Source organism: uncultured Nocardioides sp., from assembly GCF_947488025.1.
GTDB lineage: Bacteria > Actinomycetota > Actinomycetes > Propionibacteriales > Nocardioidaceae > Nocardioides.
On sequence record NZ_CANKYS010000003.1, the window covers coordinates 338,287 to 356,010 of the forward strand.

13 protein-coding genes are annotated in these 17,724 nt (G+C 68.0%); 6 read left to right on the top strand and 7 right to left on the bottom strand.

The window, feature by feature from the left end; all coding sequences use genetic code 11:
* Positions 1–118: 118 nt before the first annotated feature.
* Positions 119–1,657: a TIR domain-containing protein gene (locus Q1B24_RS08205; protein ID WP_299926099.1), complete on the top strand. Its 1,539-nt coding sequence runs from the start codon at positions 119–121 to the stop codon at positions 1,655–1,657.
* Here Q1B24_RS08205 and Q1B24_RS08210 read toward each other — a convergent pair.
* Entirely contained in the window at positions 1,654–3,225 is a 1,572-nt protein-coding gene (locus tag Q1B24_RS08210) for an NAD-binding protein (protein WP_299926102.1), read from the bottom strand. The two genes, Q1B24_RS08205 and Q1B24_RS08210, sit on opposite strands and share 4 nt — an antisense overlap.
* A gap of 465 nt (positions 3,226–3,690) precedes the next feature.
* On the opposite strand from Q1B24_RS08210, the gene Q1B24_RS08215 reads away from it, so the two are divergent.
* On the top strand, positions 3,691–5,298 hold the full coding sequence (locus tag Q1B24_RS08215) for a hypothetical protein (RefSeq protein WP_299926105.1): 1,608 nt from the start codon (positions 3,691–3,693) through the stop codon (positions 5,296–5,298).
* Between the two features lie 183 nt (positions 5,299–5,481).
* Positions 5,482–6,666 carry a hypothetical protein gene (locus Q1B24_RS08220; RefSeq protein WP_299926108.1) on the top strand — a complete coding sequence of 395 codons (1,185 nt, stop codon included), beginning with the start codon at positions 5,482–5,484 and terminating at the stop codon, positions 6,664–6,666.
* 77 nt (positions 6,667–6,743) lie between these two features.
* Here the strand turns inward: Q1B24_RS08220 and Q1B24_RS08225 are convergent, their stop codons facing one another.
* The 6 genes from Q1B24_RS08225 to Q1B24_RS08250 all read right to left on the bottom strand — a co-directional run bounded on the left by Q1B24_RS08225 (position 6,744) and on the right by Q1B24_RS08250 (position 13,552).
* Positions 6,744–7,235, bottom strand: coding sequence for a hypothetical protein (locus Q1B24_RS08225; RefSeq protein WP_299926111.1), 492 nt, complete (start codon positions 7,233–7,235; stop codon positions 6,744–6,746).
* Entirely contained in the window at positions 7,228–9,225 is a 1,998-nt protein-coding gene (locus Q1B24_RS08230; RefSeq protein ID WP_299926114.1) for a hypothetical protein, read from the bottom strand. Before Q1B24_RS08230 ends, Q1B24_RS08225 begins: the two co-directional genes overlap by 8 nt.
* 109 nt (positions 9,226–9,334) lie before the next feature.
* Entirely contained in the window at positions 9,335–10,138 is an 804-nt protein-coding gene (locus Q1B24_RS08235; protein WP_299926117.1) for a hypothetical protein, read from the bottom strand.
* Entirely contained in the window at positions 10,135–11,631 is a 1,497-nt protein-coding gene (locus tag Q1B24_RS08240; protein WP_299926120.1) for an ADP-ribosylglycohydrolase family protein, read from the bottom strand. Before Q1B24_RS08240 ends, Q1B24_RS08235 begins: the two co-directional genes overlap by 4 nt.
* A complete protein-coding gene (locus Q1B24_RS08245) occupies positions 11,628–12,791 on the bottom strand; it encodes a DUF6569 family protein (protein ID WP_299926123.1) in 1,164 nt (387 codons plus the stop codon). Before Q1B24_RS08245 ends, Q1B24_RS08240 begins: the two co-directional genes overlap by 4 nt.
* A gap of 71 nt (positions 12,792–12,862) precedes the next feature.
* A complete protein-coding gene (locus Q1B24_RS08250) occupies positions 12,863–13,552 on the bottom strand; it encodes a hypothetical protein (protein WP_299926126.1) in 690 nt (229 codons plus the stop codon).
* A gap of 153 nt (positions 13,553–13,705) precedes the next feature.
* Between Q1B24_RS08250 and Q1B24_RS08255 the strand changes: the two genes are divergently transcribed.
* The 3 genes from Q1B24_RS08255 (at position 13,706) to Q1B24_RS08265 (ending at position 17,720) form a co-directional block, all read left to right on the top strand.
* A complete protein-coding gene (locus tag Q1B24_RS08255) occupies positions 13,706–13,834 on the top strand; it encodes a hypothetical protein (RefSeq protein WP_299926129.1) in 129 nt (42 codons plus the stop codon).
* Positions 13,835–13,958: 124 nt separating this feature from the next.
* Entirely contained in the window at positions 13,959–15,968 is a 2,010-nt protein-coding gene (locus Q1B24_RS08260) for a hypothetical protein (RefSeq protein ID WP_299926132.1), read from the top strand.
* 276 nt (positions 15,969–16,244) lie between these two features.
* Positions 16,245–17,720: an Hsp70 family protein gene (locus tag Q1B24_RS08265; RefSeq protein ID WP_299926135.1), complete on the top strand. Its 1,476-nt coding sequence runs from the start codon at positions 16,245–16,247 to the stop codon at positions 17,718–17,720.
* Positions 17,721–17,724 lie beyond the last annotated feature (4 nt).

Here is a 17,724-nt window from a genome sequence, read left to right on the forward strand (position 1 = left end):
TGGCACTGGGCGGCAGCTACCGGCGAATCTGCGGACGCAATGTCGTGTTCTTGGGTGAGAATGCCGAGCATCCACAACGATGGATCACCAGCAGCCGCGAGACGCAAACGGGGAATTCATGAGCGCCACAGCCGAGCAACGCATCTTCATCTCCTACCGGCGGGATGACTGCCAATCGCAAGCCAATGGCTTGAACGACGGGCTGCGACACCGGCTCCCGGCGGCGCGGGTGTTCATGGACATCGACTCCATCCCGTTCGGGGCCGACTTCGAGGAGCACATCCGCGGAGAGATCGAACAATGCAACGTTGCGCTGATCCTCATCGGCGATGACTGGCTCGAGACGCGTCCAGGGACGGACAAGCGGCGGATCGATGAGTCCAACGACTTCGTCCGCCTGGAGGTCGAGTCGGCTCTCGCGGCGAAGCACCTCAGGGTCATCCCGGTGCTGGTCGAGGGCGCCACGATGCCGACTCCGGAGGAGCTGCCCAGGAGTATTCGTCGGCTTGCGCGTCTGAACGCTTTCGAGCTGTCGGACAAGCGATGGACCTCCGACATCGAGCACCTGACGCGGCAGCTGCGCGAGCTGACAGAAGGCCCGCCGCCGGAAGCGACAGCACGCGACGAGAGGACCATGACCTTCGCAGACGTGGACGATGCGGCGTTGCGCTATGCCCTGACGACGCTGCCCGACACCTTTGCGACCAAGGACCTGTCCGAGCACCCGGCGGTGCTCGCCACCCACACCGAGGTGTCGCAGCTGCGCAACTACCACACCATGGTCGGTCGCTACCTGATGCAGCACCGCGCAGCGCTGGGTCTGGACGAGCCCGGCAAGTCCATCGACGATCGCGGGGCGATGTGGACCAAGACGAGCAGCAGGCCGGCGTACGCCGCGACCTCTTCCCGCACGTCCTATCCACAGCCCTCCTCCACGCCGCCGCGTACGACGTACCCTGAGCCCTCGGTCGCGCCCCGACCGGTGACGTCGCACCAGGCGCTCGCTCCTGCGCCCGTCAAGGCGGGGCGGAAGGCGCGGACCATGATCCTGTGGTGCGTCCTGACCATGGGCCTCGCCTCATGGGCCGCACCCCTGTGGGCCGCGAATCGTCGGCCCCACGACAAGGCGTTCCGCAAGCGCATGCACGTGCTCGCCGCCGTGCTCGGAGTCGCCGCTCTGGCTGCGTTCATCCTCGTCGGCTCGGGGCCCGAGGACGCCGACGGGACGCCCACCGGGGCCGCTTCGGACGCTGGCGGCACCCTGCTCCTCCTCACCCTCGCGGCCGGTGTCGCGGTTGTTCTGATCTTCAGGAGGCCGCAGGTCGCCCTGGCCGGCACCGAGTCCGTCCTGGCTCGCCGCGACAGCCGCGAGCGCTACCGCCAGCTCGTCGCGAAGGACCGCCCGCTGGCCAGGTCGATGCACGTCGGGCGACCGGACGTGCCGCGCGACTACGACGATGGCGGGCTGCTGGACCTCAACAGCATCCCGGCCCATGCCCTCTCCCAGCACGGCGGGCTGAACGATCTCGAGGCCGCCAAGATCGTCGAGATGCGAGGTCAGCTCGGGCGCTTCGTCAGCATGGACGAGCTGCTCGCGTACGTCGACCTCCCCGAGTCGACCGCCACCCGGCTGCGGGACGTCGCGGTCTTCGTCTAACAGGTGGCGGGCACGTCGAGGGCGTAGCCCACGCGCGCCAACATGCGTGGGATCGCGCGGATGGCGTCGCGGTCCTTCTCTCGCTCGGGCTCGTCGAGCTCGTCCCAGCCCACCAGCAGCGGGTGGGTCTTGCGCTCCGGGTCCTTCGGGCCGGACGAATAGGTCCACCCGTCGCGCACGAGGTCGTCCATCCACCGATCGTGCTCCTGCCGCGCGAGTGTCTCGAGGCGCTCGGTGCTGACGGGCATCGCGGTGGACTCCGGCGGCGCGCTCAGGGGAACGAGGCCGGCTCCGATCTCGCCGAGGACGGACCCGACGGCTACGGCGAAACGGCGATTGGAGTCCTTCAGGCTCTCGGGCAGCTCGTCCCAGCTCACCAGAGACGAGTTGTCGGCACTGGTGATGCCTCGCAGGCGCTCCGTGGCGCAATAGTCCTCATGCCGGGCCGTGGCCATGAGCTCGATCCACGAGTGCCCGAAGAACGAGTCGGGCTCGCGGAAGGCGGACCCGGCCGGGACCAGGTGGATCTTCTCTGACACGCCCTTCAGGTCCAGAACAGCGCGCCCGGTGGGCAGGGTGGAGCAGACGAACACGTCGCTCACGTGCCGCTCGCCCGCGATCTCCAGCGCCGTGCTCAGCGCTCGTCCGTCCGAACCCTCCCTGCACACCAGGCCCACGGTGCACGTCGTAGGCGCGGTGGCGTCGGTGCTGACCACCGACGTCAGCCACGGCTGTGTTGCGAGTAGCGGGTCCACCACAGCGGCGTACGTCGCCGAGCTCACGTGCACCGTCCCGCTCGTCCCCTCCGCGAGTCGACGCTGGCACCACCGGATGAGTACCCGTTGCGCCAGGGCGCCCTCGGCGGAGAAGTACACCGCCGAGGCCGTCGCGCCGAGCGACCGGTCCACGATGTCGATGAAGGCAAGGGCCTTGCGATCGTCGGCGTGGAAGAAGTCGAACGAGCCCGTGTCGCTCGTCTCCTCGATCTGGACACGTCCCAGTACCGACCAGAGCGACTCGTCGTCGATCGCCGCGTGGACAGTGGTGTCGTCGCTGACCAGGTGCGTCAGCGCCTCGCAGACCTCGACGTTGGCTGAGTCGCTTCCCGTGGTGACGACCACCTGCTGTGCGGTGTCCACGCGACAACGCCTCAGCAGTCCGGGCTGGCGGGCGTCCCCGGTCACCACGACGGCACCCCGGCTCTGCACCTCAGCCAGCGACGGGTGCGCTGGGTCCGCCTCGAGCACGACGACTCTCTGGTCCCGCTCCCGAAGGGCCCGGGCGAGCTCCGTCCCGGTCTCGCTGAGACCCACGAGGACGACATGGTCCCTGCCCCGCCAGCGGACAAGGGCGCGCCGGATCTGCTGTCCGGCGACCGCCAGGACAGCCGCGAGCGTCGCCGCCGCGAGCGACAGAGGCGCAGTGAACCGAGCGATGTTGAGCGCAACCGGTGGATCATCGAGATCGGTCTGCGTCTCCATGAAGAACAGCTGGATCGCTCCGAAGGCGGCGTCTGTCCGAGACATCGACGCGTCGGCGAGGTCGCGGTAGCCGACGTAGCCGAGCAAAAGCGAAAGCGGAACGAGGATGACGCCCAACCACACGCTGACTCGGTTGAGTGTTCCCATCAAGCCCCCTCTGAAGCAGCCGCCGGTCGGCTGGGTGACACCCTAGGAGCACAGCGCCCCGCAGACGGGGCGATCGGCGAGACCTCCGACCTTGGTGTCGCTCCGACGCTCTCGGTAACGACGTTCCTGTCGTCCAATTCGGGCCCGGCCCTCCGATCGACCGTGCAGGCTTGAGGCATGACCGTCGTGAATCGGGTGAAGACGTCCGAGGACGCTCGCGAGCTGGCCGGCCTGCTCAACGGCAGCAGTCGCGCGCGTCCCGTCGTCGTGGTGACCACGCCCCACGGCAGGACGGAACCGTGGATTGACGTCGAGGAGATCGCCGAGCAGGTCGGGGACATCGCGGACATCTTCTTGGTGCCGACCGGACCGCACTCGTGGGACCTGTCCAACAACCTCCCGGCGATGACGCAGGTCTACGGCGGCGCTGGACGGGTCTATCCGGTCGGCCACGAATGGGCTAGTGAGCCGAGACGGTCGCCCCTGAGGTTCGCTTACGGCGCCGCGGAAGGCCCAAAGGCGACCGCAGCACTGATCGACGACGCGTTGCGGATGGCGACAGAGGCTGGCCTGTTCGACGTCGCACGCACGACTGAGCGTGCGCGCCTGACGGGTGTGGTCGCCGGCATCGTCGCCGACCGCGCGATGGTCAAGCTGGACGGACGGATGGGCATCGTCCCGGACGCGCTGGCCTTCCCGGGCCTGCCGCTCGAGCGCACGCTGCGAATCGGCCAGGAGCTGACGGGCCTGTACGACGCCGACAGCCGTTGGTTCGACGTACGCGCGTCCCGGCTCACACCTGACGTGGCGCTCTCGTCCTACGCAGCCGACGATGTGGTGCTCGTGCAGGTCGAGTCCGTTGAGTCAGACCGCGCGTCGGCCTTTTTGCACCCGCTCGTGACCGCGGACCTGCCTCGTGGTGCCGTCACCTCAAACCCGCTCGACGACCTGTCCGACCTGCTCACGCCGGGTGAGGTACTCCTCGCGCGCGTGGTCTCGGGCGGCGGTGACTGGGAGCTCAGCCTGCTCGACATCGACGATGACGACGAGCCCGTCACGGCTGCCGCCCTGTACCCGGGCGGTCCGCCCTGGCTCGTCCCGACAGTCCCAGACGACGTGGTGGAGCCCGCATTGCCGGCCGCGGACCCGATCAAGCTCGTGACATTCGTGGACGACGCCGAGACGGAGGTGGACGACGGCGGCGCCTCCGACGACCGTGCGGCGCCGGATTCTCCCCACGCGGCTGCACCGACGCGCGTGACCCCGAGCCCGACGATGTTCGATCGCAACCGTCCCCGACTCCGCCCCGCACTGGCGCCGGCGCCGGCGCCGGCGACCGTAGCGGCGCCTAGGCCGGGCCCCGAGAGCGCCAGCACGAGGTCGATGTCGCTGACCATCGCGTCACTCCAGTCTGAGGTACGGACCGCCAGAAGGCAGCGCGACGAGGTGCACGCGCAGGCACAGGGGTTCGCGACCGAGCTGGAGCACCTGCGGACTGAGCTGCGCCAGGTCGAGGACCAGGTGCGGCGGTTGACCCATCAGCTCGAGCAGTCCCGCGCGAAGCTGCGAAAGTCGCGTACGACCTCGGCCGCGACAGGTGCTCCGTCGTTCGCCGACCCGGCACGGGAGTTTCGCTTCCTCGTCGAGCGAGCCTGGGCCACGCGCATCCCCCTCGCCGAGCAACCGAGCTGCCCGTTGGGTGACTACACGTTCGGGCCGCACTTCCTCCGGAGCCTCGCCTCGCTGCACGGTCTCGCCGCTGACAGAGTGGCCGACGTGGTGATGGAGGTAGCCACTGGCAAGGCCGCATTGTCCGCGGGCCGCGAGCTCCACCATCTCCGCACGGAAGACGCCGGTGGTTCGCCCCAGAGGGTGCGCGAGGACGGGGCACGGGCTTGGCGGGTCAGCCTCCAGTCCAACACCCCGGCCGCACGCCGGCTCCACTACTGGGTGCTGTCTGATGGTTCGATCGAGCTCGCCAAGGTAGGCGTGCACGACGACATGAGCATCTGACGCAGCGAGAGCGACGAATGCCCCACGCCCGGGACATCGCCCTGCGAGGATGCCCCGCGTGACCTCATCACCGGACACCCCGATGCCGCGCTACACCGTCCACCTGAGCGACGGATCGAGCGGCGAGGTGGAGTTCGGGTACACCGAGGGCCTGCTCGACGTACTCGGTCACGAGCTGCTGGTGTGGACCGTCCCACGGACGGCATCGACCCCGGGCTCGACTGGCCCGGCCCGAAGGCAGGACGGCGCGCCGTGCAGAACACGTGCTTCCGCATCCTCACGGCAGTGGAGCAGGGAACCTTCGGCTTCAACAAGCCGCTGGAGTTCGACCTGCCCAACGGCACCACGGTCCTCACCGTCCGCGAACCGGAGACGGCGGGGGCTGTGCAGGCAACCGCGCTGGCGCCGCACACTCCCGTGGCTCAAGTGGGCTGGGAGCTCCGGCGCAACGACTTCGGGCCGCCGCTGCCGGTCAGCGCTGCGGAGCTTCCCGGGCTCATCCGCAAGTGCCGGGAGGTCGCGGAGAAGGTCCCGTTCGACGCCGCTGTGCCCCACGACCTCGCCATCGACGCCGAATCGCTCGGGGAGGACAGCTTCCCCGTGTCGGACACCTACGGACCGGCCAGCCCGCTGGTGCGCGCCGTGGCCGCCTCCCTCGCGACAGCCGCCGAGCCCGTCGTCGGAGGGTTGGTCTACAACGCCTACCTCCTGCGGGACGTGGGCGAGTCCCAGCACCGGTTCGACAGCCGCTTGTCCACCGTCGCTCGTGCAGCTGGAAGGTCCTCTGCCGTGTCCCGGTGCGAGGAGCTCGCGAAGACGTTGCCGATCGCCACACAAGGCGACCAGGACGCCGAGCGTCTTGAGATGGCGGTGCGGGTGACGCTCAAGACCGCCGCGCTCCACGACCGGCTTGACGACGCTGACCGCATGCGGGGATATGGCCCGTGGGAGACCAGCCTCTACTTCCCCGAACGCCCGCCCGGCCAGGCCGCGACCGACGAGACCATCGCCTTGGTCGAGGCCGCGCTAGCGGCGTTGTCCCCAGCCGTGCTCGCGGAGCTGGTCGACAGGCACGGCGACGAAAGCGCATTCGAGGACCTCGACATCCACGCCGTCACGCACCGCACCGGGTTGCCGCCTCAACACCCTCTCCTCGAGGTCTGCGCGGACCGGAGCGTCCGGCACGTCGAGGCGGTTCGACCGCTCCTCACCACCTTGCTGTCCGCCGCTGCCTGGCGTCACGAGGACGGTGAGGACGACGACACTCCGTCCGCGTACACCGGATGGGGACTAGTCGACGAGTACGGCGACCTGATGCCCAACCTGACGCTTCTTCTGCGGCTGGGGCCGAGGCCCGAAGATTTCTGAGCCCGGGTCGAACGTGTGCATGGCACTCGGGTTGTGCAACCGGTGACGCGGGCCTGGCTTGAGCCATCGCTGGGGGATCAGACGTCGTCAGGCGCGTAGTCCAGGTCGATGATGACGAAGGTGTCGCCCTGCCGAAGAGTGTTGCCGCTGACGACGCCGTCCGGGGTCACCGCTTCGATCTGCCGCGCGACCACCGTGGGAAGACAAGTGCTGCAGTCGCTGCACGGTCCGAGGCCGTCGTCCTCGGGGCAGATGGCCACCGCCACGCCTTCGATGTACGGCATCGCCAGCACCCGGACGCCGTCAATGTCGTAGAGCGTGATCTCTGGGATACGGATGTTCGGTGGCAGCTTGGCTCGGCCCGCTTCAGCGACCCTGTGCTCGACCTCGTTCATCCCTGCGCTGGTGCGATCCATCTTGTAGACGACGTCACCGATGCGCACGACTCGACGCCAGTTGCCCTCACCGACGAAGGTTCCACCGCCGAAGACGAGGGCCTTTCGAGCGTCGGCGAGAGATCCAACCTCTGAGGGGACGCTGGCGCCAGCCGGCGAGCTCGCGTCACGCATCGTTGGCGCCGTACCGCAGGACGTACTCCTTGCTGGTGAGGCCGGGATCCAGGAAGACCACCGGATCGAGACTCACGAAGCGATCCGGTGAGCGAAGTAGCGAAGACCAGACCTCGCTCGTCGTGGCCCCACGGCTTCGCAGTGCTGGAGAGATGAAGGACTGTTGGTACGCCGTGTTGTCGGGAGAGAGGACGTGCACGACGGAGACGGGGTCTGCCCGAACTACAGGATCGCATTCGAGCGCCGAGGCCAGGAGCTGCTGACGTACGAGCTGGTAGACAGGCTCGTGGAAGAGGTCGGCCAGGTCGACACCCTCCATGTCCACGGGGCCGTCTGGCTGGAGCAGCGCCTTCTCGTAGCGCATGCGGCGGGTGGCTTCCTTCTTCGCCGCGGCACGGTCGGCCGTAGGGTAGGTCTCGGTGAACTTCCACTCGACCAGGGCAAGCGCGTCGCGACCGTCGGACGTCCGGTAGGCGAAGGCGGCGTCGACACTGGTCGACTGCGACCCGCGCGTCAGAACGCCGCCCTTGCCCTCACCAAAGTAGTCGTGCTTCCCGACGAACTCGAAGGTGAGGTACCGGCCGGACTCGTCCGGGTCGATCTCGCCGAAGTCCCGGACGCTGGCGATGTCGAGAACGTGACCGAAAGCCTTCTTGACCCGCTCCGGGTCGGACATCATCTGCCCGAGCGCGTTGACGCATTGGACCTGCGAGGACCGCAGGTGGTTGGTCGGCCCACCGTCGATGCCCTGGTGCCACACGATCCCGTGCTGCTCGAACAGATCGAGAGCCGGCTGCCTGACCTCCGGCAGGAGGTTGTGAGTGGCGTACGCCGCCGGCAGGGCGTAGTCGACGTCGAAGCTCCCTCCCCACCCTCGGACGGCACCCGGAGAGCGGGCTTCGTCCGGCAGGATTGCCGTGCTGAGCTTCCACTGGATTGCTCGCTCATTGGACTCCCGCGCGTAGTCACGCCGGGCCACTGGCCGACCGTCCGGGAGGCGGGACTCGTCGAGTGGGATCCACTCACCGATAAGGTTCACCTCGTAGATCTCCACCGGCTCGACGCCGAGGTCGACGCCAGCCAGCACGTCACGAACGGCGAGCATGCGACGCACGAGCTCGGGAGAAGCACCTCGCTGCAGCGCCACGACCGGCGTCACCCGAAGGATCTCCGGTAAGGCGACGTTAAGAGGGGGCGCCAGGCGCGCGACGTGACGCTGCGCCAACATGCACGTCAGGACCTTTCGAGGATCATCCGGCGTGCTGTCGTCGCGGTCGACCCAGCCCTGCAGGATGCGGGCGTACATGACCGCTTGCGCGGCGACCCACACGACGCTGCTGACACCCAAGGGCTTGATCTCGACGGCGAGCAGCCGACCGGTCTCGTCGACGACCAACGCGTCGCACTCGTTGCCGAGCCTCCCAGGTACCTTGCCGAACCCGAGGTCGGCATCTGCCAGAGCGTCGAGGATCGGCCGTTGGCAGTCCTCCATGTACTGCTTCTTGTAGGGCGTGTCGCGGAACGACGGCGTCACCTCGCGGTCGAGGACGACGCGGCCGCGAGACCGGTGCGCGGCGACTGCCGCCTGCACGGCGCCTTCCTTCTTTCCGTGTGACTGGGCGGCGATCGGGATGATGCGGTCGAGGTAGAGCTCGACGTCCGGCCAGATCGCGGCCATCTCGTCCGGGGTTCGCAGTGTGCTCCAGTCCGCGCCGAAAGCACCGTTCTTCTGGTGCGTCTTGTGGACCTTGAGCTTCAGCTTCCCGGCCTTGGTGTGATGGACGTCGAGCACCGAAGTGAGCCCTACGTAGAGCGAGACGTGTTCTGCCCCGCTCTTCACGTCCTTGCGGAAACGGAGGTCGAGCGGGAACAAGCCGCTCTTGGCGTACAGCGCGAGCGACGACAGCAGCCCACCGGGCGCCAGGTGCTGCAGGAACGGCGCCGACAAGCGCCTGTCGTAGCGGACGTCCCACGTACCGGTTGTGCTCATGTGTGTCCCCCGTGTCTTCGACGCATCTCCGTGCCTCGGTAGAGCCTGAACGCTTTGCTCGCCGCGCGGGGACGGATTGACGAAATCTGCAGGGAAGGCATGTCCGACTTCATGACCGGTGGTCGGCCGCGACCTCCTTGAGCAGCTTCGTCCGCTCGAGCCCGGGCGGCGAACCCGATCCCATCTGGCTGCTGACCACGACGACCTGCTCCGATGGCAGCCGGAACAGGCTCACGCGCCAATGCTTCATTGTCGAGCCGGGGACCGGAGCGGTCTCCGGCCCCCAAGTGGCGATCTCCTCCAGGTCGAGGTCCCGGCAGACGTCCAACCATCCCCGGCCGAAGGCGAAGACCTCGTCGACCGGGACCTCCTGGACGGGCTTCCAGATGAAGTCATCGACCAGATCGACGGGGGGTCGCATCCTTCCGACGACCTTCTTGCTGTGCCACGGGTAGAGCTCGAAGTTCAAGAGCTGGTCGACACCGACGTGTGGGTCGTCCAGCCATCGTCTTGCGAATCGGGTCAGGTTGCGCCAGTAGGCGCTCTCCTTGCCTTTGTGCAGGGCCTTCCAGGAGACCGGGTCCTCGGCGGGGCTGCGCTCGAAGCACCGGCTGTAGCCGGCCGCTCGGATCCGCTTCGTCCAGGTGCCGTGGTCACCCTGCAGGCTGTCGTACCCGATGCCCGGGTTGAGGCCGAGGAAGACCAGCCTAGGCTCTCCGTTGAGCCCCCGCAGGTCCCCGATGTAGGGGTCCGGGTAGTGATCCAGGTCGACGACTCCGTCTCCCTGGCCCTTGTAGCTCTCGCACCAGCGGTCGAGCGGTGGCATGAGGTGGCCGTGCCCAGGTACCCAGCCGGCGAGCACCTCGTCCCAGAAGTCGGCTACTCGTGCGCGCTCTCCAGATGACGTGATCACCTCAACCCCCGTTGGTCGACGTCGCCTGACCAGATGCTCGCACGATCGGCCTGCTCCAGTCGCCTGAGCGCTTGGACCAGCCACCGCTGCGGCCGCGCAGACGGAAGAGCGTCCACGACCGCCCTGAGCGCGGCGCCCAGGTCGTGCCCGACGAGCACACCGACCCGGGCCGCGACCGTCGGCGTACGACTGTGCGCAGCCACGCAGTGCAGGAACACCCGCTTGCCTTCGTCCCTGAGCCGCAGGACCGTCCGCGCGGCGTCGTCGATGACGAAGTCGACGTTGGGGTTGTCCTCCGCCACCGTGTCGAGGAGGCGTACGGCGTGGCTCGCGACGTGGTCCGGCACCTGCTTGGTGCCCACCCGACACAGGCTGACGACGGCGTCGATGTGCTCCGGCAGGTCGTCGAGCGGCAGCGCGCCGCCGATCCACACACCGTCCACGAGCGGGTGGGCGACGTACGTCGACTCCCCGCCGTAGCCGCGGTAGTCCATGCGCTCGCACAGCGGCCACTCGCTGCGACCTCGCGTGCGGCCGCCCTGCACCGTGGTGGTCGCGAGGACGACCAGCGCAGCGGCACCGCCGTCGACTCCCCACCCGTGGAGCGGCGCCTGCCACTCCTGCGGTACGGCGCTCGCTCCCCACCGCGCCCCCAGCAGCGCGCCGGCGATCGCGGCCACCGTGTCCGTGTCGTTGCCGATCGCGATGGCGGTCGCGAGGCCTTCCTGCAGGTGTCGGCACGGCTGGTCCTGCGGTTCGAGCGTATGCAGGATGGCCGACCACGCAGCCTGAAGAGCACCGACCACCCAGCCGTTCTTGTGGAAGCGGGCCGGCTTACCGTTCTCGGCCTCGAGCAGCACGGCCCCCCAGTCGTGCGACGTCTCTCCCAGCAATGGCAAGACGTCCTCGGCGGCCGGAAGCTCCCCGTGCAGGATCGCGTGCCGGATCATCAGGCACCACAGCGCGGCGCCCTCCCCAGCAATCGGGTCGTGGTGGGTGAGCGAGCTGACCGCCTTGGCAGCGGCGACGAGTTCCACTGGGTCGTCCAGGTGGGCCAGGGCCACCGGGGCAGTCCTCATCAGCGACCCGTTCCCCGCCGACCGACCGGACTGCGCGTGGACGAACGCGGCGGCCTCGGCCATCGCTACCGCCATGGCGTCACGACCGGCCCGTCGCAGCACTGCGCTCGTCTGGATGCCGACGTCGCTCGGCCCGCCGGAGTACCACTCGGCGAAGCCGGCAGCGATCGCATCGAGGGCACCCTCGGACCGCAGGTCCGCTCCCGTCGCCGCGACCCGGGCGATCGCGACCGCCTGGGCGGTGTCGTCCGTCCACTCCCCCGGCGCGAAGCCCCCGAGCCCGCCGCCGATCATCCTCGGCCAGCCGCCGTAGGGCGCCGACCCGAACTCGTAGCCGGCGCCCAGCGCGTCGCCCACCGCGGAGGCGAGGAGGGCGCCGACAGCACGGTCGAGCTGGGCGCTGTCGAGCCTCATCGCGAGCCCCCTACGACGGCGTCGCGGATCACGGCGTACTGCTCGTCGGACAGGTGGCCCAGGGCGTAGGCCGCCTCCACCTCGACAAAGGTGTCGGTGTCGTCGGCCTCGTCGAGGACACCAGCCATCCGCATGTAGGCGACGTCCATCCGGCTCAGCCCCTCAACGTCGGCTGCGTTCCGCGCCGTGGCCGCCGCCACCAGCGCGGCGATCCTCGGCGCCGCCTCCTCGACGGGCATGCGGCCAGCACGGATCTCGCGGATCAGCTCGTCCACGCTGCTCATGATCAGCTCCTCTCTCATCCCGCCACCAGCATCGGGTGGCGCACGTTCGACAGGCGGGTGTGGACCTCGTGGCCGTCCCACCGCAGGGTGGTCGCGTCGACGTACGCCGACCGCCCGCGCCGCTCCTCGCCGATCCCGGCGGCTCCGACGCGCTCCGACGCGCTCCAAGCGCAGGGCGTCGCACCGATCGATGAAGCGGCGCGCCCGCCGGCCGGGCGTCTCGACCGGCGGCGCGAGCTGCGAGTCGAGTGCGGCCGCCTCGAGGATCGGCCCGAGCTGTCGGCGCAACGTGTGCGGTGAGTCGAACACCTCGGCGACGTACGGCTGCCCACCGATGCCAATGAGCACTCCCGCCTGACCGGGCAACGGCTGCAGGTCCGACCAGTCGGCGAGGCCGCCCCCGACACGGTCGAGGTGCTCGACGAACGACTGCGTCGGGTTGTCCGTGCCCTGCGTGTGCCGGGCGACGCGAGTCCACACCTCGCCCTGGACGTCGCCACTCCAGCGCGCGGCGTCCCTGACGTACGGCGTGGCGCGGCGCCCGCGTGTGCGCTGACCTCGCCCGCCCGACCAGCGGCCCTGCTCCACGCAGGCGACCTCGACCGAGATCCGCTGGTGGACGCCGACGAGCAAGGACTTCATCGACATCCGGTGCTGCCAGCCGCCCTCGAAGAGCTGACCCTCCAACACCAGGGCCGGGCGGTTGCCCGCGTTGCCGACCATCAGCGTGCCGACGTCGGGGCCGCTCTCCACCTCGGTCACGTCGAGGTGCTTGGTCTGCGTCGTGTAGCGGCACGAGCCGCTCGTGGTGGCCCACAACGGGAACACCGTCATCGCGCCGCGGCTGGTGCCGCGGCCCACGTGGAGAGTCTGCATCTCCGCCTCCTTCCGTCAGCCCGCCCGGGCCGACGAGAAGGACTCTCCAGGACGGGTCCGATTTTCCGGGGTTACCTGGGTAATCCTTCGTCGCGGAGCGGCACCGGAACGTCCTCCCACGTGACGTTGCGAGTCAGCCGGACGAGGTAGTGGCCGAGCTGATCCGTGGTCTGCAGATTGAGCCAACGCTCGTTGTTGACCTTCTTGCGTGTGCTCGCCATGACGTTCTTCACCGCCTGCTCACTCTTTCCGAGGCGCTGGGCGGCGGCGAGCGCGATGTTGCCCGGTGACTCCGCGCGGACCATGAGGTGTTGGAAGGCGACCGCCAGGATCGCCCGGTGTGAGTCGGGCATCTCGATGCGGTCAACGGCGTAGGCGGTCCGACGCCGGGGCTCGACACCGAGGTCGTCGCCGTCCTCCAGCACCGGGAGGCCCTCCGCCTCGCCAGCGCCGATGACCACGCCCAACATGCAGTAGTCGTCGAGCTCTGGGAACAGCAGGCGTGAGCGCCCCGGCTGCAGCGCCACCACCGACCGCGCTGGAAAGACGACCCTGCCCAAGTACTTGTTCTGCACCTCGACACGCGCTCGGCCGACCTGCACCAGCCAGCCGAGCTCGTACGGCATGAAGCGGCACAGACGTGCTGGCACCCAGGAGTCTTCAATGCGGAGACCGGCCGCCGGGAGCCGGCCGACCGACACGTTCTCCCACTTGGGCAGCGCCCAGGTCCCGCGGACGGTATCGGCGACCTTGAGCGTCACGCGCCCGTCAAACAATGGTTCCACGGGCCGGACCGTAACTGGGACTTCGCCCAAGAAGCTCGCGTTGCGGGAAAACGACTCGGAACTGGTGTGAACATTGCTTGAGGCAACATCGCCGAAGAAGACCCCCCGTAGCGCTCGAAGGAGCCACCCATGCCCCGGCACCGCATCGAGATGTATCAACCCCGCAAGGCGATGCTCCACAGCGACGTCTCGTTCGAGATCTACTCCGACGGCAAGAAGCTGGGAACGATGACGATCAGCAAGGGAAGCATCGACTGATGGCCAAAGCGACGGAGGAGCGGCAAGCGCATCTCGTGGGAACGTTTCGCTCAAGCCATGGACGATCTCGCGCGGTAGCGAATCCTCCTCACTTCAAGCTGGCCGGCGTGGGAGACTCCAGGGCGTGCCCAACCCGGATCGTGTCCTGCTTCGCAAGTCCACCGACGGCCGCTACGTCGAAGTAGGTGTGCTCGTCGAGCGGATCAAGGGCAAGACCTGGAGGCTCGTGCTGCCCGATGGGTCCGAGATCGACCACGACATCCAGGCCTCGGAGGCATTCGCCGAGCGCGGGTCGATAGCCCACAGGCTGCGGACGGAGCCGGACCTTGTGGCGTCCGACCTCGATGCGTCTCCCGAGCGCGTCTTCGTGCAGGTTCTGTCGACCTTCCCGAAGGGCGCTAAAGCCGCTGACCTCAAGAATGCCTTGATCGGCATCGATCGGCGCTTGGTCGACAAGTCGTGGGAACGCGCCAAGCGGAAGCTCGACGCCTCGCCAGACGTCAAGCGCTCAGACACCAAGATTCCTACCTACAGGCTGCTGACCCGGCCAAGTCCGAGCGTGCCGGCGGATGAGGACCCGTCGCTGCCCCAGACGTCAGCTGCATTGTCGCCTGGCCAGCCTGAAGCACCTCCAACCGTCGAGTCGCAGCCCTCGACGTCGAGCCCTGACAAGCAAGGCCAAGGCGCTTTCACGGAAGGGACAACAGCGACCTCTGAGCCCGAGGATGACGGCCCGGAGCCGACGGATCCGCTGGTGCGCTTCCTGGTCCGAACAGGATTGACCGATCCACATGAGAGCTTGAGCTCGTTGACTCGACAACCCTTGCTGCTTGGTCAGTTGTTGGGGAGAGTCAAGGCAGCGGACCTCTCGGAGCTCCTGACATCCCTGGACGAGCAGCACCGTGGCCTGCTCGCAACGGTGCTGGGCGCCGGCAAGGAAGGGCTCCTGGGCCCCGACGTCGCCAAGTTGCCGAAGGGCGCGTACGAAGCCGCCTTGCGGGCAGGCTTGAGTGAGATCGCGCGCGCGCCGAAGGACAAGGGCTGGCCCCTGTCCATGCTGGCGGCTCTGCTCGAGCGCGCGACGGCGTCACACGCCATCGCGCTTGGGCTGCTCATCGACCTCGCGCGAGCTTTCGCGGACGAAGCACGGAAGCGGGACCAGCCGCGCGAGCGCCGTCAGCACGCGTTGTCTGGCCTTCAGAAGTCGCTCGAGTCGGTGGCGCGAGCCATCGACGACCACGACCTCACACAATTCGACATGGGACGCCTGACGGAGGCTGCCCGACAAATGAGTTTCACTCGCACCGGCGGGCGCTCGTTCCTGGTCGCGACCCTTTACCGAGAGGATCCGGAGCGGGCCAGGGGTGACGTGTGGTGGGCGGGGGCCACCTTCGATCAACTCCTGGAAGCTGGACATGGACCACTTGCCACGGCCATGAATGACGCCACCATCGCCGAACGAGTTGTACGTCCGCTAGTTGACGAGGCGTTGAACCAGGCTGAGACCAGGAGTCGGCTGGGTCAGATCATCGCGTCCCCCGCACCGTTGGCTCGTTGGGTGTCCGGTGAAGGAATGCAGGAGGCTTTCCTCCGTGGGGGAAACCGGGACGAGGTTGCCTCAGCGTGGGCCGAGGTCTTGAGCGACACCCGGAAACTGGCAAGGATGGAGGATCGGTTGACTGCTGCCCAGAGCGCGGTGCGCGCGAGCGAGGACAGGCAGCGTGAGCTCCAGCAGCGAATCTCCCACCTCGAGCACCGCCTCCAGGCGACGGGTGAAGAGCTGGCCGCGGCTCGCGGGGCACAGACGGATGCACGAGGCGTCCACGAGAGACAGGTCAGGGCCGACCTCGTGCGGGTTCTCGCCAAGATCGCGGCCCAAGTCTCCCAGTCTGCATCCGCCTCTCAGGATGCCGGACTCATGCGCAGCATCGGGCATGCCACCGCGCGCGAAGGTCTCGACCCCATCGGCACCACGGGAGAACGATCGACCTTTGATCCGCGCACTCATGATCCGATGGGTCAGACGATTTCTTCTGATACCGATGTCACTGTCGTACGTCCCGGATATACATGGCGAGAGGGCACGGAGACGGTCGTGCTGCTGAAGGCGCAGGTTGTGACAAACGGGGAGTGATTGCAGGTGCCGTGGTTCAAGCGTTCTGTCACCACGGCAGATGCCGTCGCAGCGAGGTCAACGACGTCACCTGCGTCCGTGCGACCATCAAGTCCGCCTACAGATCTTCCCGACGTCCCGCTCCTCACGCACGCCGTGGGCGTCGACTTCGGCACTTCGACGACCCTGGTCGCGGAGGGGCGCCGCGGCCGGCTTCCGCTCGTGCTTCCAGTCGGGACTCGTGGCACTTCGTGGTTGCCCTCCCTCATTGGGCTGACAGAGGCAGAGGACCTGGTCGTGGCAGAGGCCGCGGCAGACCTTCCCGTGGAACGCGTACGACGATCGATCAAGCGAGCGATCACCAAGGGCCAGCAGACGGTCGTGATCGATGGTGCAGAAGTCGGCGTAGATGATGGCATTCGGGCATTGCTCGGCGAGCTTGCAGCCCGCTCGCGCGACGACCTCGACCTCGAGCCGGGAGCCGTCCGACTGGGTTGTCCGGCCATGTGGACGGGTCGTCAGCGAAAGCGGCTCCTCGATGTGGCCCGCTCAGCTGGTCTGCCGGTCGACGACCACACGCTCATCGACGAGCCCATCGCCGCGGGTGTGGCTTGGGTCAACAACAGGATCGCGCGGTCGGGGCAGGGCGTGCGCGGCCAGCTGCTGGTCTTCGACATGGGAGGCGGGACGCTCGATGTAGCCGTCCTGGACGTCCACGCGGAGCTCGGTCACGACCCTGAGATGTCCGTGCTGTCCTCCTGGGGCATAGACGAGGCGGGCGACGCTCTCGACGAGCGCCTGGCTGCGGAGCTCGAGCGACAGCTGCTCGATCAAGGAATCAACCTGGACAACATGTCGTATTCGAGGGCCTTGCGCACAGTGGTTCGCCAGGCCGCCAAGGAAGCGAAAGAAAGGTTGAGCGAAGAGCTCGACACCCCAGTAGCCATTCGGTACCCCAGCGTCGATCTTCCTGCTCTGAGCCTCTCGCGCGAGCAGCTCGACACCGCATTCGACGAACAGCTGAGCCGAGCGGCCGACCTGGTCTGGGCGGTGCTCAGGGGCGCACAGGTCACGCATGAGGTCACCAAGACGCCGTCCGAAATTCGTCGAGTGCCTTTGGAGTCTCTTGCTCGTGAGGTCGACTTCGTGCTGCTTGCAGGTGGGATGTCCCGAGTCCCCTCGGTTGCCAGGAGGCTGGCCGCCATGTTCCCCAAGGCCGAGATCTCCTCGGACGCGGGCGGGCCGTCTGAAGAAGCGATCGTCGCTGGCCTCGCGGAGACCGCGTCCTACGAGCGAATCAACCTGCATCGCCCTCCGTTGCACTTCGTGCTCGAGTACGAGGACTCTGACGGCGTGCCTCAACGAGAGCCGGTGTACGAGGCTCATTCCCCGTTCTACCCACCGTTCCAGGCCATGCAGCGCAGCTCGCTCTACTACGAGTGGCGCCCGAAGCCCGGGGCGCTCCCGGCGAGGGGCGAAGGGCTGGTCAGCATCTACACGGCAGGAGGAGAACGCGCGGCCCTCTCGATCGATGGTGCACGGGGCGACGGGTTCCTCCTGCGGTTTGGTCGCAAGCCTCCGGCCGTGCTCATCTACCCCAATGGGCGGGTGCTGATCATCGACGGTAAGGGCGAACAGGCCGAGTTCATGGTTCCGCGTTGGCCGGTCATCCGCGGCAAGGACCATGCCGTCTTGTACGCGAAGAAGCGAGGCGGCTCTCGGGCTCCCATGCTCGAACGGTCTTGGATGAAGGATCCGCTCTTCCTGCACTGAGCGT

What these genes read in the sequence shown, in the direction of transcription:
- Q1B24_RS08205 (WP_299926099.1), top strand. Translation starts at nt 119, where the DNA reads ATGAGCGCCACAGCCGAGCAACGCATCTTCATCTCCTACCGGCGGGAT.
- Q1B24_RS08230 (WP_299926114.1), bottom strand. Translation starts at nt 9,225, where the DNA reads ATGAGCACAACCGGTACGTGGGACGTCCGCTACGACAGGCGCTTGTCG.
- Q1B24_RS08225 (WP_299926111.1), bottom strand. Translation starts at nt 7,235, where the DNA reads ATGCGTGACGCGAGCTCGCCGGCTGGCGCCAGCGTCCCCTCAGAGGTT.
- Q1B24_RS08215 (WP_299926105.1), top strand. Translation starts at nt 3,691, where the DNA reads ATGACGCAGGTCTACGGCGGCGCTGGACGGGTCTATCCGGTCGGCCAC.
- Q1B24_RS08240 (WP_299926120.1), bottom strand. Translation starts at nt 11,631, where the DNA reads ATGAGGCTCGACAGCGCCCAGCTCGACCGTGCTGTCGGCGCCCTCCTC.
- Q1B24_RS08255 (WP_299926129.1), top strand. Translation starts at nt 13,706, where the DNA reads ATGCCCCGGCACCGCATCGAGATGTATCAACCCCGCAAGGCGATGCTC.
- Q1B24_RS08245 (WP_299926123.1), bottom strand. Translation starts at nt 12,791, where the DNA reads ATGCAGACTCTCCACGTGGGCCGCGGCACCAGCCGCGGCGCGATGACG.